Here is a 25,181-nt window from a genome sequence, read left to right as displayed (position 1 = left end):
CGGGTGTTCGGGGTGGCTTGGTGTGCTGTGTCACCCCGCGCTGCCTCGCCCCGCCCTGCCTCGCCCCGTTCCGCCTCGCCTCGCCCTGCCTCGCCCCGTTCCGCCTTGCCTCGCCTCGCCTCGCCTTGCCTCGCCCTGCCTCGCGTTGCCCCGTTCCGGGCTCTGGGCTCGGGAGGCCGGGTTCCGGGCTGGGTGCGGGTGCGGGTGGGGTGCCGGAGTGGGCGGGTGCGGGGTGCAGGGTGCGGGGTGCCGTGCGGTGCCGTGGGTGTGGGCGTGTGCCGGGTCCTGGGGTGGGGGTTAGGGGAGGGGGGTGGTGGTGAGGGTGGTGTGGAACATTTCTTTGCCGTTCTGGGTGGCGGTGATGTCGACGTGGTGGTGGGGGGTGGTGGTGGGGAGGGGGCGGGCGTGGATGTGGCAGGGGGTGTCGAGTTCGACGTAGTGGTCGTAGGTGCTGTGGATTTCGGTGGGGATGAGGGGGGTGGTGGTGCCGGTGGCGGCGATGGCTGCCTGGCGGGCGGCTTCGGCGAGGAGCATGCCGGGGGCGTGGTCGACGGGGTGGTCGAAGAGGACGGGGTGGCGGGTGTCGACGCGTAGTTGCCAGGTGTTGGGGGTGGTGGTGGGGGACAGGACGACGTCGGTGGGGGAGAGGCGTCCCACGTTCTGCGGGGGCAGGGGGGCGGTGAGGGGGGTGTGGAGGTGGCCGTGGTTGCCGCGCAGGCGGCGGTAGGCCTGGGGGGTGATGCAGGTGTAGGTGAAGCTGCCGGTGGCGGCGATGTGGCCGGCGCGGCGGATGACGGCTTCGTAGCGGGCGGCGCTGTGGGTGGTGCCGCGGGTGCGCACGTCGTGGAAGGTGACGTCGATGTCGAGGTCCGCGGGGGTCGCGCCGACGTGCAGGTGGGCGGGGTCGACCTGCAGGTGGAAGGTGCGCATGACGAACTGGTGGCCGATGGGGACGCCGAACTCGGCGTGGGGGAGGAGGAATCCGACCTGCCTGATCGTTTCTGCGGCGAGCAGGGGGTCGTGGTGGGTTCCGTCGATGGGGGTGTAGAAGCTGTGGCTGCGGGGCCACTGGGCGGTGACCTGGAAGCGGTTGTCGCTGAGGCGGGTGCGGCCGGTGAGCAGGACCTCGGCGAGGGCGGCCCGGTGGACGAACTCCTTGGGCACCGTGCAGGTCAGCCGTTGCGGGGCGGGTGCGGCGGCCCGGGTGTCGGCCGGCGGCCGGCCGGCGGTTATGCGGTGCGAGGTGCCTGTTGCGGGGTGGAACGTGTTCGTGGACATGTCTGATCCCCCTGGGTGGCAACGAGATGATGCGCCGGACCGGACCGGGCGCCTCAGATGCCTCAACATACAGACCAACCGGTTTAGTTTCTAGCGTTGAAGGTGCACTGCCGGCTGGCGTGAAATGGAGCGTGTCCTTCCGGCCGGTGGGGCCGGAACGGGTGCTGGGCGCGGGCTCCACGCTAGCGCGGGCGGGGCGGCGGGCGCGTGTTCCTTTCCGGTCTCATGGGCTGCTGCCTGCTGACCGGCGTGTCCGCGCCGGCCGGCCGGGGCGGCCGGGGCGGGCTGCGGGTGATGCCTGCCGGCGTCGTCCGGGCCGGCTGGGGGCGGGGGTGTTTGCCCGGTTCCTGCCCCGGCCGGTGCGGGGCGGGGGATGGAGGGGGTCTGTAGGGGGTTGCCGGGCGGCCTCGAGCGGTTCTCGAGGACAAGGCCCGATGATCTTTGGACCGCGTGTGTGCGCGGCCCCTCCCAGTGCATCGACGGAGCCGTGATGACCCGACAGGAACGCGCCGTGCGCACCCGCGAGGCACTCATCGAGGCGGCCGCGGACCTCTTCGACCGGGACGGCCAGGAGGTCACATCCCTGGCGGCCGTCACCGCGAAGGCGCAGGTCAGCGCCGGCGCCCTCTACTTCCACTTCGCCACCAAAGCCGACCTCGCGGACGCCGTCACCCGCACCGCCCTGTCACGGCTGCGGCAGATCACCGGCGCACCCGCGACCACCCCCGCCGACACGAACGGACACGCGACCGGGAACGGGAGCGGGAGCGGAAACGAGAACGAGGGAGGCGACGGGAGCCGGAACGGGGGCGGTGGCGGGAGCGGGTGGGGTGGGGACGCGCGCACGCAGGCGGCCCGTGGCGTGCGGGGCGAACGCGCAGCCGCACCCCCGGCCCGCGGCCCGGCCGCCGCGGCGGGTGGGGCGCGGGGGGATCGGGTGGGGGAAGTGCAGCAGCTCATCGACACCACGCACGTCCTCGTCCGCGGTCTTGCCGACGATGTGGTGCTGCGCGCGGGATTCGCCCTGGACCGTGCGGGCGGGCAGCGTCCGGCGCGTGAACGCCCTGTGGGGGAAGGGCCGGCCGGGCGCGTGGCCGGCAAAGGCGGCACGGGGGGCGAACGCCCGGGCCGGTGGCCGGAAGTGGGCGGGAGTCTGCGGGGGGTGTGGAGCGGCTGGGTGCACGAGACGCTGGCCGCGGCCGGGACACGGGGCGCCCTGGCGCCGGGGGTGTCGCCGGGAGATGCGGCGGCGGTCGTGGTCGCGGCGACGGTCGGCTTCGAAGTGCTGGGCGCGCAGGATCCGCTGTGGCTGGCACCGCACCGCCTGACCCGCTTCTGGACACTGCTCCTGCCCGCCCTCGTCCCGCCCCCGGCCCGCGAAGCCCTGCACCCGGACGGATCACCGGCAGCGCACTGACCCCCACCCCCGGCGCGAGTTCGAGGGGTGGGCGGTGACACCGGTGGCGCCCGCCTGCCCCGCTCCCGCTCACCCCGGGACGGGACCGGCCGGAAGGCGGGCCCGCGCCTGGCAACTCCCGCCCCCGAGGGCGCGGTTGCACGGTCACACGCTTCCGCCCCCTCCCGCGAGCGGGCGGTGGTGGCCGTGGGCTGTCCCGGACGAGCAGTGGCGGCGGTGGGCTGCCCCCCGTCCCCCGGGCCGGGCCGCTGGTGCGGCAGCGGCCCGGACTCTGCCCCCGGCGGAGCCGGGCCGTCATGGCGCGCGCCGGCCATCCCTGTACCGGGGCCAGTTCGGCGGCGGTGACGCCGACCGCCCCGAGACTCACCGGCAGCGGCAGCGGCAGCCGCAGCGTGGCGGTGGCGTGGCGGTGGCGGTGGGCCGGGCCCCCGCGGGGCCGGGCGGTGATGGTGCGCGCCGACAACCGCTCTCTCGCCGGGGCGGCCCGGTGGCGGTGCGCTGCTCCCCCCGGTGAGGGCAGCGGCGGGGTGCCGCCCCGGCTCCTGCCTCTTCCCCTGCCTTGCCCCAGGCGTTCGGGGGCAAGGGACACGCCGCCCGGGGGCCGTCTGCTGCGGTGGTGCGTGTGCCTCTGCCACGCGAAGGGATGTGGGCGAAAGCGTGCCGGCCCGGCGCTCCGATCCTGCCCCGCCGACCCGCCGACCCGCCGACCCGCCGACCCGCCGACCCGCCGACCGGCCGACCCGCCGACCGGCCGACCGGCCGACCCGCCGACCCGTGGCGCGGGGGCCGCGTCGAGTCTGGGTTGTGCCAGGTGCCAGGTGCCAGGTGCCGGGTGCCGGGTGCCGGGTGCCGGGTGGTGGGGTGTCAGGCGGTGCGTGTTTGTGGATCGTTGTGGAGTGTGGCCAGTGCTTCGGGCCGGGTGAGGCAGGGCAGGAGGAAGTGCCAGAACCGGCTCAGTGCGGCGGGGGAGAGCCATTGCGGGTCGCTGCCGGCCATGGCTTCGATGCCGGTGGTCGCCGCGGTGACCGCGACCGCGACATCGTGGGCCCGCACGTGCTCGGCGAGCAGTCCCTGTGATTCGGCCTCGGCCAGTTGCCGGCCGACCCAGGTGTGCCATTCGGCGCGCAGGTCCGTTCCCGTGCGGTGCCGTCTCTGGCAGCTGAGATGGAAACCCGCCCGCGCCACGACGTCGGCCTGCAGGACCGCGGCCAGCGCGTGGGAGGCGGCGGTGAGGCGCTGCAGGGGGTTCATGCCCGGCAACTGCGCCGCCCGGGCCGCGCGGCGCAGGGTGGCGGCCGCGGTGGACTCGACGGTGGCGGCCACCGCTGCCTTGTTCGGGAAGTGGAAGTGCAGGGCGCCCGCGCTCACCCCGGCACGGGAGCTGATCTCCGCGAGCTTCGCCTGGACGTAGCCGCGGCTCTCGAACGTCTCGGCCGCGGAGCGGATGAGCGCGTCACGGGTGCGGACGGCACGTTGCTGCTTCATGCGGGGGACTCCTCGGGGAAGGCTGCTGCACGGTGCAGGTAACTATAAAACCAGCGTGGCGGTTTCTTTGCTGGAAGGGAAGAGGACGGCCGGTTCGCACCGGACCGCCCCCGCAGGAGCCACATCCCCCAATGTGCTGCCCGGCCATGATCCCAGACCTCCCGGCAGTCCGAACCGGCGCGGGTGGCACGGCCCCGCAAGAGAGGTCCGCCGGCCGGGGAGCCGGCCCGGGCGGCCTCCCCTTTTCCTGCCGAAGGGCGGACACCGTCCGGCGCCCGGCCGCCCCCTGCGCAACCGGTCCCGCCGGGGCCGCCACCCTTGTCCGCGTCCTCGGGTCGGCTGTGGCGTCATCTCCACCGCACCGAGGCGCCGTTAAGAACGCGTCAAGACCAACTCTCCGGTTTCGCGCCCGAGTTACGGCAAAAGCGCAGCATGTACTTTGCAGCCCCGCACCCACGCAGCCCGCTGCCGCACTCGCGCAGTCCGCTGCCGCGTCCGCCTGGCGCGTCCACTGGCAGCTGTGGCGCCCTGCCCTGCGGCCGCCGCCACAGCCTGACTGCGGCGGCTGCGTGCTCGGGTCGGATCAGAGGGCCCCGGGTGCGGCGGTTCGGGCCTGAGCGTCGACTGCACCGTGAGGATGGGCGGCGACTGGCCAAGAGCGGCGCGGGGAACGGGTGGTGCCCGGTCGGTCTGCCTCGCCCCGCTCCCGCCGGGTCCGGCGTTGACGTGTCCGGGCGCGGGGCGCGGGGCGGGTCCCGAAGCGCGGAAGGTGGGGCGGCCGACGGGAGCGAGTGGCTTGCTCCCTGTCCGTGGTCCTCGCCGGGCCGGTCCGGTTCGGTTCGGCTCGGCGGCAGGGGTGTCCGCGCGTGAGACGCGAACACGGCGCCGGCAGGCACTGTCTCCCGTGTCCCGTACCGCCGTTCGCGGCGACCCCTGTCCGGCAACCGGCAACCGCCGAGAGGCCGTCGGCGAGCGGCGTTGGGCTCCGGGGACCGTGCGCCGGGCGGCCAGGCGGCCAGGTGGTCGGTCGGGGCGGTGTGTGGTGGGTCGTGCCGGGTTGGCGGGCCGGCCGGTGCTGCGTTGCGGCTGCGCGCCGGGGGCGTGGGGAGGGCGGACTGCCAGGTGGTGGGGGCGGATTGGCGCGTTCCGGTCGGCCGGGGGCTGGTGCGATGGGGTGTGGGGGTGAGGTCGAGCCCGACCCCCTAACAGACCGCGTTGGCTGTTTATTGAGGCCCTGGAGATCCGGGTTCCCTCGAGAACTGCCATACGACGGCGGGGCTTTCGTCGCGTATGGCGGTAATCGTGCTGGTGGTGAGGGGGTTTGTGGCGCTTGGGGGTCGATCCCCTGCGGCTTTAGGGGTGCTCGAGGAATGGATGGGAGGGTAAAGAAACAGCATGGCCGGTCTGGTATTGACAAACCGGAGTGCTGGTTTTTTACTGGGGTTGCCTGGAGATGCAGGCCACACACGAGCAGGGGGATACGGCGTGGATATCGATGTTCTGGGTCCGTTGGGTGTGCGGGTGAACGGGGTCGCGGTGATGCCGACGGCGCCCAAGCCGCGCAAAGTGCTCGCGTTGCTGGCCTTGCATGTGGACCGGGTGCTGCCGGTCGACCTGTTGATCGAGGAGTTGTGGGGCCAGCGGCCGCCGCGTTCGGCGCGGACCACGCTGCAGACCTACATTCTGCAGTTGCGGGAACTGATCGGAGCGGCTCTCCAGGCGGGCGCGGCCCGTTCCGCGGAACTCGAGCCCGCCTCGCAGGACATGGTGTCGGTGTCGGTGTCGGCGAAGGATGTGCTGGTGACGGCGCCGGGCGGCTATCTGCTGCGCGGTGGCGGCGGTTCGAGCGACGTGCAGAAGTTCGAGCGCCTGGCGGGGATGGGCTATCGGGCCATGGACGCGGAGGACTTCGCGGGCGCGGCCCGGCTGCTGCGTGAGGCACTGTCCCTGTGGAGCGGATCGGCGCTCGCGGACGTGCAGACCGGCGCACAGCTGGAGATGGAGGTCCGCCGCCTGGAGGAGACCCGGCTGTGCGCCCTGTACCAGCGCATCGAGGCGGACCTTCGGCTGGGCCGCCACCGTGAACTGCTGGGCGAGCTGACGGTGCTGGTGAGCCGCTATCGCACGCACGAGAACCTGCACGGCCAGTTCATGCTGGCCCTGCACCGTTCCGGGCGCCGCGGCGAGGCGTTGAGCGTGTATCAGCGGCTGCGTCAGGCACTGGTCCGCGATCTGGGCCTGGAGCCCTCCGCGGGACTGCGCCGGCTGCAGCGGGCCATCCTGGAGACCTCCGAGGCACCCGCCCCCGCCGCCCGCGTCCTGCGGCCCGAAGCCCTGGCCGGCGCCTCCCGCGACCGCCTCGTACGCGTCGACTGACAAACCCGCCGCCCCGACAGCTTCTCCGCCCGTGCACCGGCTCCGGCCATCCGGCCCACCCGCCCCCACCTCTCCCCACCACTGCCTACAGCCCTCGCCCCGCCCCCTCCCCAGGCGCCGCAGACCGGCCCCGGACAGGCGGGGCGCCGCGCTGCGCCCAGCCGCCCAGCCGCCCAGCCGCCCAGCCCCAGACCAACAGCCCCCACAGATAGGCAGGTTCAGCAGACCCGGCAGACCGCCAGCCCCTCGCAGACCAGCAGACCAGCAGACCAGCAGGCCCTGACCACTGACTTGCGGACCGGTAGGTCCGGCGGACCAACAGCCTCCGCAGGCCTGCAGCTCCCGCAGACCTGTATCTCCCGCAGACCTGCAGCTCCCGCGGACCTGCAGACCGGCACGTTCCGCAGGTCCCCAACCGGCAGGCCCGGGGGACCGGCAGACCCCGTTGCCCGTCTGATCCGGCCTCAGCCCTGATGTGTGTGCAGAGCGCATGTCCGTCGGGGCCTGCCGGTGCCCGCCGCCTGTCTCTTCTGTTGTCTGTCCTGTCCTGTCCTGTCCTGTGCTTGCGGCGCAACGGCTCCGCCTGTCCGGGGCCAGGGCTGGGGCTGGGGCCGGGGCCGGGGCGAGCCCATCACGCTCCCGCCGGTATTCCCCTGACGGTCCGTCGAGCGCCCGTCCCCTGTGCGCCGTGCGGGTGCCGGGGCCGCTCGTAGGCGCGCGCCGTCTGTCCGACCGGGCCTGTCGTGGCCGGGTGGTGACCGGCCGTCGGGTTAGTGGACGGCCTGCTCCCGCTGGATCCTGCGGAGCAAGTCCTGCTGATCGCGCGCCAGTTCCTCGATCCGGGCCCGCAGGTGCGCCAACTCGCCCGCCAGATCGGCAGAACCCGCTACACCGGCCGGATCTGCGAACCCGGCCGAACCTCCCAGGTCCGTCAGATCCACAGAGCCCGTCGGGCCCGCGGAGCCCGTCACGTCCGAGCAACCCGCTCCCGCCGCCGGCGCCACCAGCCCGGCTCCGCCTGGAGAACCCGCCGGAACGCCTACCGAAGCCCCCGGACCCGTCAGGCCCGCCGATGCCACCGGACCCGTCATGCCCGCCGAAGTTGCGGAAGCCGCAGGACCCGTCAGAGGTGACAGGGCCGGCGGATCCGCGGCGCAGGCCGGCGCCGGGAGCGCCATCGGGTCCGTCCGGTCTCCCCTGGACCTGGCCGGGCCCGGGGGACGGCCAGGGCCTGAGGGGTGTGATCGGCCGGTGGGGGAGGGGCGTTGGTGCAGGGACGGGGACGGGGGCGGGGTCTGGTGCGGGGGTGGGGTCAGGGTGGGGCAGTGGTTGAGGATCGCTTCCAGGCGGGCGCGCAGAGCCGGGCCGGGCTCGATGCCCAGGGTGGTGATCAGGTGGCGGCGCGCGCGTTCGTAGACGCCCAGGGCCTCCGCCTGCCGGCCGCCCCGGTACAGGGCGAGCATGAGCAGGTCGTAGAACCGTTCGCGCAGTGGATGATCCGCGCTCAGGCGTTCCAGGCCGGCGGTGATGCCGGTGGAGCGCCCGCACTGCAGGCTCGCCTCGTAGAGGGCTTCCAGAGCGGTCAGGCGCTGTTCCTCGAGACGGTCGGCCTCCGCCGTGCACAGCGGGCCGTGGCGGCTGTCCTGCAGGGCCGGGCCCCGCCACAGTGACAGGGCGCGCTGCAGGAGCTGTGCCGCCTGGCCGGGGTCGTGGGGCAGGGCGGCGCGGCCCTGGCCGGACAGGCGGGTGAAGCGGGCCACGTCGGTCGAGGCACGGCCGGGGGCCAGCAGGTAGCCGGTGGGCAGGGTACTGATCCACTCATGTCCCGGCGCGGGCAGCAGACGGCGCAGCCGGGCGACGTGGGCCTGCAGGGCGTTGGAGGCGTTCGCCGGCGGCGCACTGCCCCACAACTCCTCCACCAGGCGGTCCACGGACAGCAGTTGCCCCGCGTGCAGGACCAGCGTGGCCAGCAGCGCCCGCTGTTTGGGACCGCTGGGCGCGATGACCCCTCCCGCCGTGTCGCACACGGTGACCGGGCCCAGCAGCCGGAACTCGCTCACCGTCACCCGCCCGGCGCCCGCCACGAGCCGCCCGCCCGCACCGCCCCCACCGTCCACCGGGCCTGGTCCGCCATACCCATGACCGGCCCCCTGCCCGGCGGCCCGCACCCCCGCCGGGACGCCATGCCCCGCCGCCGGGATGCCGTGACCGGGCCCGGCCGGGTCATCCGCCGCCCCGCCGTCCCCGGCCCGGACTCCCGGCGCGTCCCTGCCCCCGGCCGGGACGCCCGCCGCGGTCCTGCGCCCGGCCGGGAGGCCCGGCATGGCGCTGTGCCCGGCCTGGATGCCCGGCATGGCGCTACGGCTGGCCGGGAGGCCGGTAGGGCCGCCGTACGTGTGCCCGTGAGCGGCCGGAGTCCCTGTGGGGCTGTGGCGGTCTGTTTCCGCGTGGCCGTCTGCCGGGGCGCCGTGCACGGCCGGGGGGCCCGCCGGATCACCCTGTACGGGCGGGGTGTCCAGGGTGGTGCCGTGGCCGGCGGGGGCATTCACGACGTCACCGCACAGGCGGACGGGGTGGGGGAGTACAGCAGGGCGCGCCGTACGTCCTCCTGGATGTGCCGGGTGACCTCGGGCAGGCGGTCCTGGAAGTAGAAGTGGCCGCCCTCGAACAGGCGTATCCCCAGGAAGGGTTCACAGGTCTGCGCCCAGCCGCCGAGCAGATGGGGCGGGGCGACCTGGTCGTGGCGGCCGCCGAACACCGACAGCGGCACCGGCAGCGGGACGGCGGCAGGCCGGGGGCGCCAGGTCTCGTTGATCCGCAGATCCGCGCGGATGACCGGCGCGAACAGTTCCCACAACTGCGGATGATCCAGCACCGCAGGCGGCGTGCCGCCCATCGCCGCCAACTCGCGGCGCAGTTCCCCATCCGACAGCAGATGCCGCCCCCCACCCGCCGGACCAACGGCATCCGGCACACCCGCCACGCCATCCATGCCCACGGCGCCCTCGGAGCCCTGCACGGTGCCCGCGCTCGCGGCGCCCTGCGGGTCCCGCATCGGCTCCGCGCCCGCCCCGAACGTCGCCCCCGCCGCGCACGTCGCGTACGTCGTCCCCGCCCCGTACGCCGTCCCCGCCCCGTACGCCGTCCCCGTCGCGTTGATCGTGACGGCCGTGCCTGCGGAGGCCGTCGTGCCTGTCGCATCGGCCGCGTCGGGCGTGTCGGCCGCGGCGGGTGCATCGGGTGTGTACGGCGGGTGCGCTGTGCCCGTTGTACCGGTACCGGTGGCGGTGGCGTTCGGCGGGTTGGCCGTTCGGTGGGGACGGGGGTTGGGGTGGGGGAGGGCGGGGAGGGGGTCGCGGGCGGAGAGGCCGAGCCACCGGGGCGGGGTACGGCCCTCGTCGACCAGGCGGCGGGTCAGCTCGTAGGCGACGACCGCGCCCAGACTGTGTCCGAAGAACGCGAAAGGCCCGGTCAGCGTGTCGCCCAGGGTGTGCAGGTAGTGGTCGACGAGGGCGTCCGTGTCGTGCAGCGCGGGGCGTTCGTCCCGGGGGCCGCGGCCCGGCGCGTCGGGGAGGTGGACCTGCCAGCCGGCCGGGAAACGGGCCGGCCAGTCGCGGTAGGCCAGATGCGAGCCACCGGCGTGGTGGAACACGAACAGCCGCAGCCGCGGCTCCTGCGTCCTGTGCATGGCCACTCCATCGACGAGTCACTCCACAACGGCCCGGCCCGATGGCCGGAGCCGCCCCCGGCGCCCGCCGGCCGTGCCCTGTCGCGGCGGGCCGGGAATGCGGACGATAGCCGCACCCCGCCCACGGCGGGCGCCACCACCAGCGGCTTTCGAACCGGCCTGCACGCCTTCTCAAGTCCCCCGACCCGCCCGCACCTTGCCCCTACCTGGGCGGTCTGCCCCCGCCCCGCCCGCGCCTTGCCCCCGGCGTCTTGCCCCCGACCCGCCCGGGCTTGGCCCCTGACCCGCCGGCGCCTGACCCCTGATCCACCCACGGGCCGGCCCCTGACCCACCCACCGTCCCCCCGCACGGCTCCACCCGGGCTCTGCCCGCACGGGTCCACCCGCCGCCCCCACCCGCACGGTCCGCCCGCAGTCCGCCCGCACGGTCGCCCACGGTCCGCCCGCGCTCTGCCGCTGCCCGACCGACAGGGTTCGCCCGTGCCCGTCCACGGTGCGCCTCCGGCGTGTCCGTGGCCTGCCGGATACAGGCCCGCACTCGGCCCGCACTCGGCCTGGGCTCGGCCCGCACCCGGCCTGCGGTCCCTGTGCGGCGTGTGGGTGCGGTGGCGGGTTGCGGGGTGTGTAGAGGGCTGCTTGAGGGCGGGTCCAGCAATCCGGGCGGCGGCCGAAAACGGGTCTAGCGTGCCGAAGGCCAAGGCCGCCCCCTGCGACTACGACGGGGTGCCGGCACGGCCGCCACTCGATGGAGTACGGGGAGGAAACCGTGGAGATCCAGGTTCTGGGGCCCTTGAGCGCCACCGTCAACGGTGTCTCGATCGTGCCCACCGCGAGCAAGCCGCGCCAGCTCCTTGCCCTGTTCGCGTTCTATCCCGGCCGGATCGTGCCGGTGGCCACCCTCATGGAAGAGCTGTGGGGCACCGACATGCCGCAGAGCGCCATGACCACCCTGCAGACCTACGTCCTGCAGCTGCGCCGCCACCTGGGCACCGCCATGGGACCCGACGCCCCCGGCAACGCCAAGGAGGTCCTGGCCACCCGGCACGGCGGGTACGTCCTGCAGATCCCCGCCGACGCCGTCGACCTGCACCGCTACGAGCAGCTCGTCGCCGGCGGACAGCGCGCCTTCGAACAGGGCGAGGACGGCCAGGCCGCCGCCCTCCTGCGGGACGCCCTGGACATGTGGGACGGGCCCGCCCTGGTCGATGTGCGCGCCGGATCCATCCTCTCCATCGAGATCATGCGGCTCAAGGAGTCCCGCCTGGTCACCATCGAGCGGCGTATCGACGCCGACCTGCGCCTGGGCCGGCACGGCGAACTCATCGCCGAACTCACCGACCTGATTGCCCGTCACCCCCAGCACGAGGGCCTGCACTCCCAGGCGATGGTCGCCCTCTACCGCTCCGGACGCCAGGCCACCGCCCTGGACGTGTACCGCAGACTGCGCAAGCAGCTCATCGACGAGCTCGGTGTGGAACCCTCACCGCAACTGCAGCGCCTGCACCAGATGATGCTCACCGTCGACCCCGCCCTGGACGTGACCGCAGGCGAGCGCCGCACCTCCACCTTCGACCTCTACGCCGCCTGACACCCCCACCGGCACCAGCACCGGCACCGGCACCAGCACCAGCACCAGCACCAGCATCAGCCTCAGCGGCGCGGGGCTCGCCTCCACGACCGCTGCGAACAGGCCAAAGCAGCCTCCCGGAAGGCCCGTTGACGACACCGGCGCTGGGGTAGGGTCACCGCGGCGGCGCACCCGGCACAGCACACGCCACCCGCCGCCGGACACACCAAAAGCCTGCGGACAGCCGCCACACAAGCAGGCCGGCGCCAGGCACACGCAGGCGGAACAACACAGTTGGGGGGCGGGACATGACCAGGCCGTTTCGTTTCGGCGTGAACATGTTGAAGCCGGCAGGGGGCGCGCAGTGGCGGGACCGGTGCCGGCGCGCCGAACTGCTCGGCTACGACGTCATCCTGGTCCCCGACCATCTGGGCATGGTCTCCCCGTTCCCGGCCATGACGGCCGCGGCGGACGCCACCGAACGCCCCCGGATCGGCACCTTCGTCCTGAACGCCGGCTTCTGGAACCCCGCGCTGCTGGCCCGGGACGTGGCCACCACCGACGCCCTGACCGGCGGCCGGCTCGAGATCGGCCTCGGCGCCGGCTACGCGCAGGCCGAACACGAACGCGCCCGCCTCGCGTTCCTATCGCCCGGCGGCCGCATCGACGCCCTGCGGCACACCGTCCGCGAACTCGACCGGCTGCTGAGCGATCCCGCACACACCCCGCCCGCCGTCCAGCAGCCCCGCCCCCCGCTGCTCATCGGCGGCAACGGCGACCGACTGCTGCGCCTGATGGCCGAGCACGCCGACATCGCCGCCTTCACCGCGACCGCCGGCTACGACAAAGGCATCCTCAACGCCCTGACCCCCGCCCAGCTCGACGAACGCATCACCGCCTACGAACGCTTCGCCGCCCACCGCGCCGTTCCCGCCGAACGGAACGTGCTGATCCACCACGTCGAGGTCACCGACGACCGGCGGGCTGCCGCGGACCGGCTCCCCAAGATCCACCCCGAGGTGTCGCAGGAAGACCGCCTGACCCTGCCGGTGATGCTCTTCGGCACCGTCAAACAGATCGCCGAGCAACTGCGCGAACAACGCGAACGCTTCGGCCTGTCCTACATCGTGGTCCTCGACAACGCCATGGACACCTTCGCCCCCGTGATCGAAGAACTCACCGGCACCTGACCCACCCCGGGACCGGCCGAAACCGGCCCCCCGGACGGCCGCGCACCCGCCACCCGGAACGGCGCCGCACACCCGCCACCCGGAACGGCGCCGCACACCCGCCACCCGGGACGGTCACGCACCCGCCACCCGGGACGGCGCCGCACACCCGCCACCCGGGACGGTCACGCATCCGCCACCCGGGAGGGCGCCGCGCGCACCCGCCACCCGGGACGGTCACGCATCCGCCACCCGGGACGGCGCCGCACACCCGCCACCCGGGAGGGCGCCACACACCGGCCGCACGCGAGCCGAAGGCCTCAACAGGCCTGTCCCCGCTACCGTCGTGGCAGTGCCTGCACCGCCGACTCGGCGTGCCGGGCGGCCTGTTCGAGGATCGCGCGAGACGTCTGCCCGATGGCATCCCGCACCCGCTCGCCCAACCCGCCGTCCTCCAGGCCGCCCAACCTGCCGTCCTCCAGGCCGCCCACCCCGCCGTCCTCCGGGCCGCGCACCCCGCCGCCCTCCGGCACCGGCCCCTGCCCCTGCCCCGCAGATCCGCGCACGGTCCGTCCCCGGCCGTCCTTGGGCGCCGGCCTCGGCATCGACCTCGGCCCAGCAGGCGAGTCCGCGCTGCGCCCCTGTCCCCGGCCCGTCTCCGACCCCAGATCTGACCCCGACCCCAGACCTGACCCCGGCATCAGCCCCGGCGCCGGCTCCTGACGCCCGCTCAAGTCCGCCACCCCGGCGAGGACATGCGTCGCACTGCGGCCGGGCGGCGCATACGGGCTCTCCTGGGGCGGTGCCGTGTCGGTGCCGGGCGGTTCCGTGCTCTCCTGGCCGTCGATCGCGTATGCGTCGTCCGGCGGGGCGGCGTGTTCGTCGAGGAGCACCGTGTGTTCGGCGATCACACGCACCCCGTGTTCGTCGGGCAGGACCGACCACTCCCCGGTGTGTGCGGCGACGGGCGCCCAGGGCGTGGTCGTCTTGTAGACGATGCGCCCGGCGTGCGGGAAACACAGCCGCAGCGAACGCGTGGCGCGCACCGTGTGGTCCGGCAGCCGCAGACGGTAGTCGACGGCTTGGATCCCGGGGGAGACCTCGCTCAGCTCGACGTGCCGCACCTGCGGTACGCGGCCGGCCCAGTCGCCGGCCCGGTAGAGGAAGTCGTAGACGACCTCGCCCGGCCCCTCGATGCGCAACGACTCCTGGAACCTCAGCACCCGTTGCCGCGAACCGCCGCGGCCCTCCGCGATCCTGCGCACACTGCGCAGCGCGCTGCGGGCGTTGTCCCCGGCGGCCAGAGCGGCCCGGACCGCCTCCGCCCCGTGGGAACCGGCGGCGACGGTGAACTCGTGCACCACGCTCACCACACACCCGTGCCCGCCCGCCGCCTCCGAGACGCTCCACTGCCCGGCCAACGACGCGATCGGCGCCTCGCCGCGCAACCGCCAGAACTCGATGCGCCGCTCGCCCGGGTGGGCCACCCGCGCCCACAGCGAGCAGCGCACACGGCCGCCCGCGTGCTCCCACACCCGCAGCCGCTCCCGGTCTCCCTCGGCGTCCATGCGCTCCACATGCACGACACCCGCGCTGTACAGCGGCCTGCGCACGGCGTCCGCGAGCAGGGCGTAGACCACCTCGGCCGGCGCGGCCACCTCCGCCGAATGCCGCAGGCGCCGCACACGCTCACCAGACATCAAAGACACCTCCACCCTCATGTCCCGCTCTTCACACCCGAGAAGCAGGGAGCGCTCGCCACCACCCCCTGGTGACTCCCACCGTCGGCTCCCTCACTCGAGGAGTATTCGAAGGATGCTCGAGCCGTGCCTCAAAGACTGTCCAGGACCGGACAGAAGGAGACCGAGGACCATGACCGTCGAACTGATGGCGACCGCCGAACACGCCCCGCACAGAGAAGAGTTCGCCGCCCTGTACGCACAGGTGCAGCAGTTCTACGCGCGCCAGATGCGCATCCTCGACGCCGACGCCGACGCCGACGCCGACGCCGACGCCGACGCCGACGCCGACGGCGGCGAAGCACGCTGGGCGGCCACCTTCACCGAGGACGCCGTCGTCGAACTCCCCCTGCTGCCCGCCCCGCTACGGGCCCGCGCCGGCCTCACCCACTACGCCCGCGCCGCCGCGGATCGCCGGCGACGGGCCGGCAGCCGCCTGCACCACTGGGTCGGCATGCTCGACGTCCGGCCCCGGCCCGACGGCACCCTGCACACCCGCTGCTCCGCCCTCGCCCACGCCACACCCCCCGGCGCGACCTCCAAGGTCCTGTACGTGTGCGTCATGGAGGACGTGCTGGTCCGCACCCACGGCACCTGGCGCACCGCCCACCGCCGGATCACCCGCGACGACCTCGCCTGACCCCACCCCACCCGGCGACCTGCCCCGCCCCGTCCGGCGACCCGCCCGCCCCGTGCGGCGGCCAACCGTCCGGCCCCGCACCCGGCCCGGCGGGCAGCGCATCGCCCGCGCCGCACCTCGGCCGGCACCGCAGCGACCGCCACCCCCACCGCGCCGCCCGCGATCCGGCCCCGCGCCCACGCCCCAGCCCCCGGGCGGGCCCCACGCCCACGCCCCGGTACAGGCCGGCCCCACGCCCAGCCCCCACGCCCTACGCCCACGCCCCCCGGTACCGGGCCCCAACACCCTTCCGCTTTCCCCTCGGTGGGCCGGGCGCATCGTGCGTGGGCCGGGTCGAGTGGGATGTCAGGGCGGTGTCAGAGGTTTGTCGGGGGGCTGCCGCATGCTTGGGCAGCGCCTCGTGAGGAGAGGGGGAGGGGGCTTCATCGGCGCGTGCCTCCGGACTGCCGATGACCACGAACCGTTTCGCCCGGCTGCCGCAGCGCGAGCCGATCACCGTCGTCGTGGACCTGGGACCCGGCGCCGCCCCCGTCCTGGAACTGTGCGGCCCCCTGCCCGCCACCCGCATCGAGGCCGCCCTCGACACCATCACCGCCCGCCACCCCGACGCCCGCGCCTGGAAGACCGACCTGGACCGGCCCGGACCCGGCCGGCACACCGTGCGGTTCTCCACCACGGACGGCCCCGAGCGGACCGACTTCCCCCTCGGCGCCCTGGCCGACCTCCTCACCCGCGCCGGCCGCGGCGCCTTCACCACCCGCCACCAGAACGCGACCCTGCTGCAACGCGAACTCCTGGCCGCCGCCGACGCCCACCCCGGACCCGGCCGCCAGGTCGAACAGGCCTCCTTCGACTGGCACGGCCCCCTGGACGTGCCGCGCTTCACCACCGCCTGGCACTCCGTGTTCGCCCGCGAATCAGTGCTGCGCACCGCCTTCGACGACCAGAGCGAAGGCGCCCTGATCGTCCACGACCGGCCCGACCCGCAGGTCGTCCACCTGCCGCACGACAGCGCCGAATGGCACACCCTCGTCGCCTCCGACCGGCGCCGCGGCATCGACCCCCGCCGCCCCGCCCCGCTGCGCGTCACCCTCCTGGGCGGCGAGAGCGACGAGGCCGCCGACCTCGCCCGCACCGGCCCCGCCCGCGTCCTGCTCACCTACCACCACGCCCTGCTCGACAGCTGGTCGGTACGCCTGCTGGTCCGCGAGTTCTACCGCGCCTACCTCGCCGGCGGCGAACTGCCCGGCGGACAGCGCCGCCCCGACATGAGCGACTACACCGCCTGGCTCGCCACCCAGGACACCACCGCGGCCCAGGACTTCTTCACCCACACCGACGCCGGCGCGGACGACACCGACGCGGTGCGCGTGCCACCGCTGTTCACCGACACCGCCCACCGCATCGAGGGCCGCTCCCGGCTGCGCCTGACCCAGGAGGAGACCGCCCGCCTCGCCGACTGGGCCGCCCACTGGGGCGGCGGCGAGTCCACCGCCCTGCAGGCCGTCTGGTCCCTGCTCCTCTACCGTGCCGGCCGCGCCGAGGGCCCCTGCCACGTCCGCTTCGCCACCACCACCGCCGGCCGCGGCATCCTCTTCGAGGGCATCGAACGCACCCCCGGCGCGCTGGCCGGCCCCCTGCCGCAGTCCGTCCTGGTCGACCCGCACGCCACCGTGCCCCAGCTGATGACCCACCTGCGCGACCACTGCCTGGACCAGGCCGCCTACGAATGGGTGACCGCCGGCCAGATCCACGCCTGGACACGCCGCCCCGCCCCGCCCGCCGACACCCTGCTCACCTTCGAGACCCTGCCGCACGCCCTGAGCGAACTGGACGCCGAACTCGCCGCCCACGGCATCGAGGTGGAGCCGCCCCAGACCCTCGGCGCCCACACCGCCTACCCGCTGACCCTGACCGCCCACCACGACAGCGGCGACCGCCTCGTGCTGACCGCCTCCTACGACCAGGCACGCTTCTGCGAGATCACCGAACTCCTCGCCCACGCCGCCCTGCTGCTGCGCGAGCTCCCCCGCGGCGCCGGCCCGGACACCACCCTCGGCGACGTCCTGGCCCTCCTCACCCACCTGGGCACCGACCCCGCCCCCGGCCCGGTCCCCGCCACGGAGCAGGAGAGCGCACCCCCGCCCGCCGTGCTGCGCCCGCCCGCCCACCCCCGCGCCGCCACCCTCGCCCTGCTCCAGGCACCCGGCAGGACCCGGGCCTTCTACGACCGGATCGCCCGCGCCTACCCCGGCCCCGAGAACCTCCTCCTGCTCGCCCCCTGCCCGCCGGCGGCGCCCACGCCGCCACGGCCGCCCGCGCCGCCTACGACGCACTCGCCCCCCACCTGCGCCCCGGCACCGGCCGCCCGGTCCTGGCCGCCTTCTGCGGAGACGGCGTCGCCGCCTGCACCCTCGCCCGCCTCGCCGCCGCCGACGGACACCAGCCCCGCGCCGTCGTCCTCGACACCACCGCCACCGACCCCGACGACCTCGCCCACCGCCTCGCCGCAACCACCCGCCCCCACCCCTGACCACCCCCCACCCCGGCCCACACTCCCCAACACCCGCACCCCACCGGGCCGCCGCACTTCACCGCACCACTGCACCACCGCACCACTGCACTTCACCGCGCACCGCACACCGCACGGCACCGGGCAGTCGGCCCGGCCGAGAGCAGCCGGACGCCGAGGAGGCAGCCATGCCGGACCCCACCCCCCCACCACCACCCCCGTCCCGACCGTTGCCCCGGCCCCGGCCGCGCGTACACGCAGGGACGAGAACGCCTCCCGGGCCTGGGCCGAGGCACTGGCGATGGCCTGTACGCACCCCGACCACGCCCGCCGCCCCCGCAGCGAACTGATGGCCGCCGCCTTGCAGGCACACCGCACACTGACCCGCGGACCGGGCCCCGGCGTGCCGCTCACCGCGCTGGGCCCGCACGGCGACCCGCGCGCCCTGGCCGCCTTCGTCGCGGTCTACGCCGCCCAGCAGCACCCGCGCGAGAGGCGCACCCCGGGCAATGCCGTCTGACATCCCACGGAGCCCGGCCTCGGACCCTCCGGCATGAGAGAACACTCCTGAGAACCGGTGCCGTTCTGCTGCGGCCCGTAGAGCTGCCCCGTATCCGTTCGGGATATATTTCATGCATGGACTATCAGCGGATGCGTGAGTACGCCGACCAGCTGCTCGCCGCGTCCCAGAGTGAACCCTGGAAGCTTGAGATCAGCGGCGACCAGATCGTCATGATGATGAGCCCCGTCGGCCGGCACCTGGGCCTCGTACGGTCCCTGCGTGTGCAGTTGGAGGCCCAGCTTCCCGGGACGAACCCGGGGTATCTCGCCGACGGCGACACCGACCTGGAGGACGTTTCGCTGGGTGTGAGGCGGGTCCCCGATCTGATGGTGTTCCACGAGGACCTTCTCGAGCGAGACGAACCGGCCCGGCCGGGCGACGTTCTCATGGTCTGCGAGGTCGTCTCGCGGGCGAACCCGGAGAACGACTACGCGGGAAAGCTCCGCGACTACCCGGCCATGGGGATCCCGCACTATCTGATCGTCGACCCTCGCACAGGGACTGTCCATGCCCACACCGAGCCCTACGCCGCCCCTGAAGGCCCCAGCTATGCCACGCACAGGCAATACCCGTTCGGCAAAAGCGTCGAGATCGGCCCGTGGCACATCGACACCAGCCGGTTCACCCGCTACGGCGACAGCGGGAGGGGCCGTGACTCTCGCTGAACTGCGCCGGTCCCAGGGGCTCACTCAGGTCCAGGTGGCGGACCTGATGAAGATCCAGCAGTCGAACGTCTCCCGGATCGAACGGTCCCCGGTCCATCAACTGGAACTGGCCACCATTCAGCGCTACCTCGGGGCCGTCAACGCCGACCTGCGCCTGATCGCCGATTTCGGCGGGAACAGGGTCGAGCTCGATATCGAGGCGCCCGCACCCGGCTGACGCGCGCGATCGTTCCGCCGACGCGCACCGCGCCCGTCCCCGTCGTCCGCCGACCGGGGCGGGCGCATCCGTGTGCGCCGGGACCGCGCGGGATGTGCGCGGGGCCGTGGCCGGTGTGACGCGGGCTCAGGCAGGCCCGGCCCGGGCCCCCTTCACCCCGACGGGTCCCCGACCGGGCTTCCCTCCGGGCCGCCCCCCGATCCCAATACAGACCGCCATGCCTGTTTACCGCCCCTCCCGTAAGGCTCGATCCGGCACCCGGGGAGTTACGCCTGGACCGGCCGCCCGCCGCGAGACATAAACAGGGCGCGCGGTCTGCTGGTTTTTGAACGCGCGCTGCCCCAATTGAAGCCTATTTGAAGCGACTTGGAGACGGACCTGCGGGGGTGGATCCCTTGAGGTGGTCTCAAGGTGAGCCCTGGAACTCTTCCAAAACAGCGGGTATGGTTTGGTCTTGAGGAAGCCCGACGGCACTACCGGTTCGCACCGTTGATCCGGAGCCGGTGTGGCCGGCCGTCCCGGCCGGGCGGGCGTCCGCGGAGGGGACGTACCGCTGCTGTTCCCGCCATCGGCCTGCAGGACGGAACCCTTGGAGCCAAGTCATGCACGATGAAAGCCAGTTCCCCCGCCCGGCTGCCTCCGATGGGGCGCACGAGCAGCTGCTCGGCTCACTCGTCGTGGTCCTCGCCGACGTCCTGCGGATCACGCCGGAGCGGATCGACCCGGAGGAGACCTTCCGGCTGCTGGGCCTCGGCTCGCTGCTGTCCGTCCAGTTCGTCGCCGCGCTCAACGGCCACTACGGCACCGACGTGCGCGCCGACGTCCTGCTCGACCACCCCACGCCCGCCGCTCTGGCCCGTCACCTGGCGCGCACCGTGCTCCCGCACGCCGCGGCCGCCGCGGGCGGACATCCCGTGCCCGCCCGCCCCATGGCGTCCACCGCCCTGCCGGCGGAGACGCACGACGACGCGGTCGGGCCGGTGCTGGAGACGCTGCGCGAGGAACTCGCCCGCATCCTGTGCTGCGACCCCTGGGACATCCACACCGAGGCCGCCTTCGCCCTGCTCGGTGTCGACTCCGTCATCGCCTCGGAGTTCGTCGCCGCCGTCAACCGGATCTACGGGCTGCAGGAACCCGCCGGCACCCTCTACGACCACCCCGACCTCGTGAGCCTCGCGGTGCACATCGTCGCGGCCGCTCCGCCGCACCAGGTCCCCGAGATCCTGCCCGCCCTGCTGGGCGTGACGGTGCCGGGAGCCGCCCCGCTGGGCATCGGCGCCCTGCTGGACGCGGTGCGCGCCGGATGGCTGTCCATCGACGACGCGCTGGGCCAGCTCTCGCACCGGGACTGAAGAAGCCAACCCATGGACGTCACAGCGGATCTCATGGACGAACGCGAAGTCCTCACCCGCTTCAAGGCGGGACGTCTGGAACGGGCACAGGCCGTCCGCATCCTCACGGCCCTGATGTCCACCGGCACCGCCCGGCACCCGGGCCCGCAGCAGCCGTTGCCCGCCCACGGTGCACACCGGCCGACCGGATCCGGGGCCGGCATCACGCAGTCCCCGCCGGCCGGCCTCGCCCGCAACGCGGCACCGGCGGGGGAGGCGACGCCGGGGCAGGCGCGGTCGGCGACGCCTGCCCCGGTGAACCACCCGGCCCCGGCCGCACCGGCCCGGCCCCCGCACGCGCCCGCACGGACCACACCCGCGCCCGCCCCCACCACGCCGTCCGCCCCGGCACGGCCGGCACAGGACCCCTCCACCCCGATGGCACAGGACACCTGCGACCCGGTGGGCCGGCCGGCGGGGGAGGCCCGCATCCGGGAAACAGGTGCCGTCGGCGCCGACGGACCCGAAGCGGACCTGGACCGGTACGCGGTGGTGGGGATCGCCGGACGCTACCCCGGCGCGGCCGACCTGCACCTGCACTGGCACAACCTGCGCGAGGGGCGGGACACCTCCTGCGCCGGGCCGCTGGACCGGCCCGGCGGACCCCTGCTCGAACCCGGCCTGCGCGGCCACTTCCTGGCCGGGGCAGCCGAGTTCGACGCGGAGTTCTTCGGACTGGACCCCGCCGAAGCCGCCCTGATGGACCCCCAGGCACGCCTGTTCCAGGAGATCGTCTGGGAGGCCCTGGAGGACGCCGGCTGCACCGGCTCCCGCCTGGACCGGCTGACCGGACCCGACGGCAGCCCCCGCGCCGTGGGCGTGTTCGCCGGCGTGAGCTCCGCCGACTACGCCCTGCTCGCCGCCCAGGACTGGAGCCGTGGCCGGCCCATGCCCGCCGCCGGCCACGGCGACCTCGCCGCCGGCCTCGCCGCCCGCCTCCGACTCAGCGGCCCCGCCCACGCCGTCGACAGCGCCACCACCTCCGCACTCGCCGCCGTGCACCTCGCCGTCGGCGCCCTGCGGCGCGGAGAATGCGCCGCGGCCGTCGCCGGCGGCGTCGAACTGCTGCTGCACCCCTCACGCGCCCGCGACACGGCCGGCGAGGGAGCCGGCGCCCTCGTCCTCAAGCCCCTCGCCCGGGCCCTCGCCGACGGCGACCACATCCACGCCGTACTCAGCGACACCACCTGCCCAAGCCCCCGACCCCCCGCACCCTCCCGGCAGTCCGGCCCGCCCGCCCCCGGCCCCGGCGTCCGCGAGAGCGAAGCGACGACCGCGCGCCGCATCGGCGACGCCGGCGCGGCCACCGGGATCGCGGCCCTGACCTCCGCCGTCCTCCAGCTGCGCACCGCCACCCTCGCACCCGCACCGGGCCGCCCCGCCGCCAAGGCCTGGCCCCGCCCGCGCACCCCGCACGGACAGGAACTGCCGCGCACCGCCCTCGTCGAACTCGCCCCCGCCCACGGCCCCCGCGTCACAGCCCTCCTCGAGGAGTTCCCGCCCCCGCCGACCGGCCCCACCACCCAGCCGGCACCCGCACAGGCACCGACACCTGCACACGTACCGGCACGGGTGCCGGGGTCCGGTCCGGAGCAGGCGGCGGCAGGTGAGGAACTCGTGCTGCTGTCCGCGCCCACCCCGGCCCACCTCGCGGCGCTGGCCGCCCGCCTCGCCGACTGGATCGCCCCCGCCACCACCCCACCCGCCGAGCCGATCGCCCCGGCCGGCACGGAACCCGCCGACCGCACCACCCCACCCACCGCCCCGGACACCACCCCCGACGGGGGCGCGCCCGCCACCCCGGCATCCGCCCCCGGCCCGAAGCCGGCCCCCGCACCCGCTGTGGGCGCGCCGGCCTCACTCGGCGCGCTGGCCCGGACCCTGCGCACGGGCCGTGCCGCACTGCCCTGCCGGCTCGCCCTGACCGTCCGCGACCTGCCCCGACTCCACACGGCACTGACCCGGTTCGCGGCCCAACCGCACAGCACGCAGAGTGTGCAGGACGTGCAGGGTGAGGGGATCGTCAGCGCCGACCTGCGCTCGGCCCCGCACGACCCCTACGCCCTCGCCGGTGTGCCCGAGACCGGCGACTACCTGGCCGCGCTGTGGCACGCCGGGCGGCTGGAGCAGCTGAGGCGGCTGTGGCTGTCCGGCCTGCCCGTCGACTGGGCCGCCCTGGAGCGGCGCGCCGGTGCCGGCGCCATGGTGGTGCCCCTGCCCCCGTCGCCTCTCCTGCGCCGTCCGCTGTGGCTGGGCGACACCCACCCCACCGCCGCCCCGGCGGACGAGGCCGGTCGGGCCGGTGCAGCGGGGGAGTCGAGCTGATGCAGCCCACCGCCCTGCACCGCGGCCATCCGGCCGGACCCGCGGAACCCGACCGGGCCCCGCCGGTCAAACTCTGGTTCTGCACCAACGAGGAACTCGCCGCCGAGTTCGCCCAGATCCTGGCAGGGGCCTGGCTGGACGCACCCGAACGCGAACTCGCCGAACGCTTCCTGTTCGAACGCGACCGTCACCAGTACCTCATCGCGCACGTCCTGGTGCGCCGCGTGCTGGCCCTGGAGACGGGCGTGCCCGAGTCGGAGGCCGTGATCTGGCGTTCGCCCCGCGGCCGCCCCTTCTTCCGCAAACCCCCCGAAGGGCTGCTGCGCGGCGGCCGCAAACTCGACTTCAACCTCTCCCACACCCACGGGCACAACCTGCTCGGCATGGTGCGCCGCCACCGCATCGGTGTGGACGTCGAACGTCTGGACCGCGGCGACCGCGGCCTGAGCGCCGTCGTCGACACCTTCGCGCCCACGGAACAGCAGTGGGTGGCCAAGGCGCCCCCCGGCCGGCCCCAGGACCGCCGCGTGCTGCGCCTGTGGACACTCAAGGAGGCCTACTCCAAGGCCCGCGGCCTGGGCCTTGGCCTGCCCTTCGACTCGTTCGCCTTCGAACTGGCCGAGGACAACGGCGTCCTGGGCTTCACCCCTCCCCACGACGACAGCGAAGGCGCCCCGCGCTGGCGGTTCCTGGAACTGGAACCGGCCCCCGACGTGCTGGCCGCCGTCGCGGTGATCGTCGACCCCGGCTCGCCCGCCGTGCTCCAGCTCCACCACGGCTTCCCCTGGAGCCGCAGCGTGCCCCAGCTGATCGCCCTGCCCGACCCGGCACCGATCCTGCCCTGACACCCGACCCGCCCCACCCGGGGAACGCTTGAACACCGATCGAGCGCAGCGCCCCCGCCGGCCCCACCCCGCTAGCCTGAACAAGCACATCAACAACCCCTGTATGAAGGGGAGTTGACGAAGTCCGCCGACCGTGTCCGGCGGGGTCCCCGACCGGCCGGCCGGGCCGCCGGGTGCGCCACGCGGCCACCCCGGCCCGAGCCCCCCGGTCACCCCGGGAACCGGCCGGGCCCCGCACCCGCCTCGCACCTTCCTCGTACGAAGGCCCGCCACCGGGCCACGCCGGGCCGGCGCCGCACACCCCGCGACGCCGCGCCCGCACCCTTCTCCCACGAAGAACACAGGAGGACCCGTCATGCCGTCGACCGGCACCGCACTCCAGGAACAGACACCCCGCACCCAGCGCACCGCGACCCCGCACCGTCTGCTCATGTGCCGCCCGCAGTACTTCGGCGTGACCTACAGCATCAACCCGTGGATGAACCCCGACAAGCCGACCGACACCGCCACCGCCCTGCTCCAGTGGGAGCAACTGCGCGAGCTGTACGTGTCCTTGGGACACACCGTCGAGGTCGTCGAGCCCGTCGACGGGCTCCCGGACATGGTGTTCGCCGCCAACGGCGCCACCGTGGTGGACGGCAAGGTCCTCGGCGCCCGCTTCCGCCACCGTGAGCGCACCGCGGAAGGCCCCGCCTACCTCGACTGGTTCGCCCGCAACGGCTACCGCGAGCTTTTGTGGCCCGAGCACATCAACGAGGGCGAGGGCGACTACCTGCGCGTGGGACGCCGGATGCTGGCCGGCACCGGCTTTCGCACCGACGCCCGCTCCCACGCCGAGGCCCAGGAGTTCTTCGGCCTCCCCGTGACGGGCCTGACCCTGGTCGACCCCGCCTTCTACCACCTGGACACCGCGCTCGCGGTGCTCTCCGCGGACGAGATCATGTACTACCCGCAGGCCTTCAGCCCCGGCAGCCGGGCCGTGCTCAGGGCAATGTTCCCCGACGCCGTCCTCGCCGACGCGCAGGACGCCGCCGTCTTCGGCCTCAACGCCTTCAGCGACGGCCTCAACGTCCTGCTGCCCCAGGCGGCCACCGGCCTCATCGGCCGGCTCAAGGAACGCGGCTTCAACCCGATCGGCGTCAGCCTCGGCGAGCTCCTCAAAGCCGGCGGCAGCGTCAAGTGCTGCACCCTCGACCTCTCCTGACCCCGCACCACCCCGAGCCCGCACCACCCTGAACCGGCACCACCCTGAACCGGCACCACCCTGAACCGGCACCGTCCTGAAGCGGCACCGTCCTGAAGCGG

At 74.4% G+C, this 25,181-nt stretch carries 17 protein-coding genes; 12 read left to right on the top strand and 5 right to left on the bottom strand.

Features of this window, described 5'->3' with window-relative positions; translation table 11 throughout:
* Positions 1-297: 297 nt before the first annotated feature.
* Entirely contained in the window at positions 298-1,278 is a 981-nt protein-coding gene (locus OG406_RS00385; RefSeq protein WP_266621050.1) for a ScbA/BarX family gamma-butyrolactone biosynthesis protein, read from the bottom strand.
* A gap of 490 nt (positions 1,279-1,768) precedes the next feature.
* Between OG406_RS00385 and OG406_RS00380 the strand changes: the two genes are divergently transcribed.
* Positions 1,769-2,695, top strand: a complete 927-nt coding sequence (locus OG406_RS00380) for a TetR/AcrR family transcriptional regulator (RefSeq protein WP_329183119.1) — start codon at positions 1,769-1,771, stop codon at positions 2,693-2,695.
* A gap of 864 nt (positions 2,696-3,559) precedes the next feature.
* On the opposite strand, the gene OG406_RS00375 is transcribed toward OG406_RS00380, so the two are convergent.
* Positions 3,560-4,180: a ScbR family autoregulator-binding transcription factor gene (locus OG406_RS00375; protein WP_329183117.1), complete on the bottom strand. Its 621-nt coding sequence runs from the start codon at positions 4,178-4,180 to the stop codon at positions 3,560-3,562.
* 1,485 nt (positions 4,181-5,665) lie between these two features.
* Here OG406_RS00375 and OG406_RS00370 point away from each other — a divergent pair.
* Positions 5,666-6,556, top strand: coding sequence for an AfsR/SARP family transcriptional regulator (locus OG406_RS00370; RefSeq protein ID WP_329183115.1), 891 nt, complete (start codon positions 5,666-5,668; stop codon positions 6,554-6,556).
* Positions 6,557-7,326: 770 nt separating this feature from the next.
* Here OG406_RS00370 and OG406_RS00365 read toward each other — a convergent pair.
* Both OG406_RS00365 and OG406_RS00360 read right to left on the bottom strand, forming a co-directional pair.
* A complete protein-coding gene (locus tag OG406_RS00365; RefSeq protein WP_329183113.1) occupies positions 7,327-8,673 on the bottom strand; it encodes an AfsR/SARP family transcriptional regulator in 1,347 nt (448 codons plus the stop codon).
* Positions 8,674-9,101: 428 nt separating this feature from the next.
* Positions 9,102-10,244 carry a thioesterase II family protein gene (locus OG406_RS00360; RefSeq protein ID WP_329183111.1) on the bottom strand — a complete coding sequence of 381 codons (1,143 nt, stop codon included), beginning with the start codon at positions 10,242-10,244 and terminating at the stop codon, positions 9,102-9,104.
* Positions 10,245-11,010: 766 nt separating this feature from the next.
* On the opposite strand from OG406_RS00360, the gene OG406_RS00355 reads away from it, so the two are divergent.
* Both OG406_RS00355 and OG406_RS00350 read left to right on the top strand, forming a co-directional pair.
* Positions 11,011-11,832: an AfsR/SARP family transcriptional regulator gene (locus tag OG406_RS00355; protein WP_164369922.1), complete on the top strand. Its 822-nt coding sequence runs from the start codon at positions 11,011-11,013 to the stop codon at positions 11,830-11,832.
* A gap of 287 nt (positions 11,833-12,119) precedes the next feature.
* Positions 12,120-13,001 (top strand): LLM class F420-dependent oxidoreductase, encoded by an 882-nt coding sequence (locus tag OG406_RS00350; RefSeq protein WP_329183108.1) that lies wholly within the window; start codon positions 12,120-12,122, stop codon positions 12,999-13,001.
* A gap of 317 nt (positions 13,002-13,318) precedes the next feature.
* Here OG406_RS00350 and OG406_RS00345 read toward each other — a convergent pair whose 3' ends face one another.
* Positions 13,319-14,680, bottom strand: a complete 1,362-nt coding sequence (locus tag OG406_RS00345; RefSeq protein ID WP_329183106.1) for an SRPBCC family protein — start codon at positions 14,678-14,680, stop codon at positions 13,319-13,321.
* Positions 14,681-14,852: 172 nt separating this feature from the next.
* On the opposite strand from OG406_RS00345, the gene OG406_RS00340 reads away from it, so the two are divergent.
* From OG406_RS00340 to ddaH, 8 genes are all read left to right on the top strand, one after another.
* A complete protein-coding gene (locus tag OG406_RS00340; RefSeq protein WP_329183105.1) occupies positions 14,853-15,359 on the top strand; it encodes a nuclear transport factor 2 family protein in 507 nt (168 codons plus the stop codon).
* 449 nt (positions 15,360-15,808) lie between these two features.
* Positions 15,809-18,391 carry a condensation domain-containing protein gene (locus tag OG406_RS00335; RefSeq protein WP_329183103.1) on the top strand — a complete coding sequence of 861 codons (2,583 nt, stop codon included), beginning with the start codon at positions 15,809-15,811 and terminating at the stop codon, positions 18,389-18,391.
* Positions 18,392-18,507: 116 nt separating this feature from the next.
* On the top strand, positions 18,508-19,098 hold the full coding sequence (locus tag OG406_RS00330) for a Uma2 family endonuclease (RefSeq protein WP_329183101.1): 591 nt from the start codon (positions 18,508-18,510) through the stop codon (positions 19,096-19,098).
* Positions 19,085-19,315 (top strand): helix-turn-helix domain-containing protein, encoded by a 231-nt coding sequence (locus tag OG406_RS00325; protein WP_329183099.1) that lies wholly within the window; start codon positions 19,085-19,087, stop codon positions 19,313-19,315. The genes OG406_RS00330 and OG406_RS00325 overlap by 14 nt, the downstream gene beginning before the upstream one ends.
* A 602-nt stretch (positions 19,316-19,917) precedes the next feature.
* Complete coding sequence (locus OG406_RS00320) at positions 19,918-20,667, top strand: acyl carrier protein (protein ID WP_164370942.1); 750 nt, start codon at positions 19,918-19,920, stop codon at positions 20,665-20,667.
* A gap of 12 nt (positions 20,668-20,679) precedes the next feature.
* On the top strand, positions 20,680-23,031 hold the full coding sequence (locus OG406_RS00315) for a polyketide synthase (protein WP_329183097.1): 2,352 nt from the start codon (positions 20,680-20,682) through the stop codon (positions 23,029-23,031).
* Positions 23,031-23,876: a 4'-phosphopantetheinyl transferase family protein gene (locus OG406_RS00310; RefSeq protein ID WP_267052109.1), complete on the top strand. Its 846-nt coding sequence runs from the start codon at positions 23,031-23,033 to the stop codon at positions 23,874-23,876. Before OG406_RS00315 ends, OG406_RS00310 begins: the two co-directional genes overlap by 1 nt.
* Before the next feature lie 355 nt (positions 23,877-24,231).
* A complete protein-coding gene (ddaH, locus tag OG406_RS00305) occupies positions 24,232-25,080 on the top strand; it encodes a dimethylargininase (RefSeq protein WP_329183094.1) in 849 nt (282 codons plus the stop codon).
* The last annotated feature ends 101 nt before the right edge of the window (positions 25,081-25,181 follow it).

This window comes from Streptomyces sp. NBC_01428 (assembly GCF_036231965.1).
Classification (GTDB): Bacteria; Actinomycetota; Actinomycetes; order Streptomycetales; family Streptomycetaceae; genus Streptomyces.
Note: the sequence above shows the minus strand (reverse complement) of the source record. Positions and strands in the feature narration are given on the sequence as shown.

Excerpts from the sequence above, each read along its gene's own strand:
- OG406_RS00385 (WP_266621050.1), bottom strand. The coding sequence starts at position 1,278 with ATGTCCACGAACACGTTCCACCCCGCAACAGGCACCTCGCACCGCATA.
- OG406_RS00380 (WP_329183119.1), top strand. The coding sequence starts at position 1,769 with ATGACCCGACAGGAACGCGCCGTGCGCACCCGCGAGGCACTCATCGAG.
- OG406_RS00375 (WP_329183117.1), bottom strand. The coding sequence starts at position 4,180 with ATGAAGCAGCAACGTGCCGTCCGCACCCGTGACGCGCTCATCCGCTCC.
- OG406_RS00360 (WP_329183111.1), bottom strand. The coding sequence starts at position 10,244 with ATGCACAGGACGCAGGAGCCGCGGCTGCGGCTGTTCGTGTTCCACCAC.
- OG406_RS00350 (WP_329183108.1), top strand. The coding sequence starts at position 12,120 with ATGACCAGGCCGTTTCGTTTCGGCGTGAACATGTTGAAGCCGGCAGGG.
- OG406_RS00345 (WP_329183106.1), bottom strand. The coding sequence starts at position 14,680 with ATGTCTGGTGAGCGTGTGCGGCGCCTGCGGCATTCGGCGGAGGTGGCC.
- OG406_RS00340 (WP_329183105.1), top strand. The coding sequence starts at position 14,853 with ATGACCGTCGAACTGATGGCGACCGCCGAACACGCCCCGCACAGAGAA.
- OG406_RS00335 (WP_329183103.1), top strand. The coding sequence starts at position 15,809 with ATGACCACGAACCGTTTCGCCCGGCTGCCGCAGCGCGAGCCGATCACC.
- OG406_RS00330 (WP_329183101.1), top strand. The coding sequence starts at position 18,508 with ATGGACTATCAGCGGATGCGTGAGTACGCCGACCAGCTGCTCGCCGCG.
- OG406_RS00320 (WP_164370942.1), top strand. The coding sequence starts at position 19,918 with ATGCACGATGAAAGCCAGTTCCCCCGCCCGGCTGCCTCCGATGGGGCG.
- OG406_RS00315 (WP_329183097.1), top strand. The coding sequence starts at position 20,680 with ATGGACGTCACAGCGGATCTCATGGACGAACGCGAAGTCCTCACCCGC.
- OG406_RS00310 (WP_267052109.1), top strand. The coding sequence starts at position 23,031 with ATGCAGCCCACCGCCCTGCACCGCGGCCATCCGGCCGGACCCGCGGAA.
- ddaH (WP_329183094.1), top strand. The coding sequence starts at position 24,232 with ATGCCGTCGACCGGCACCGCACTCCAGGAACAGACACCCCGCACCCAG.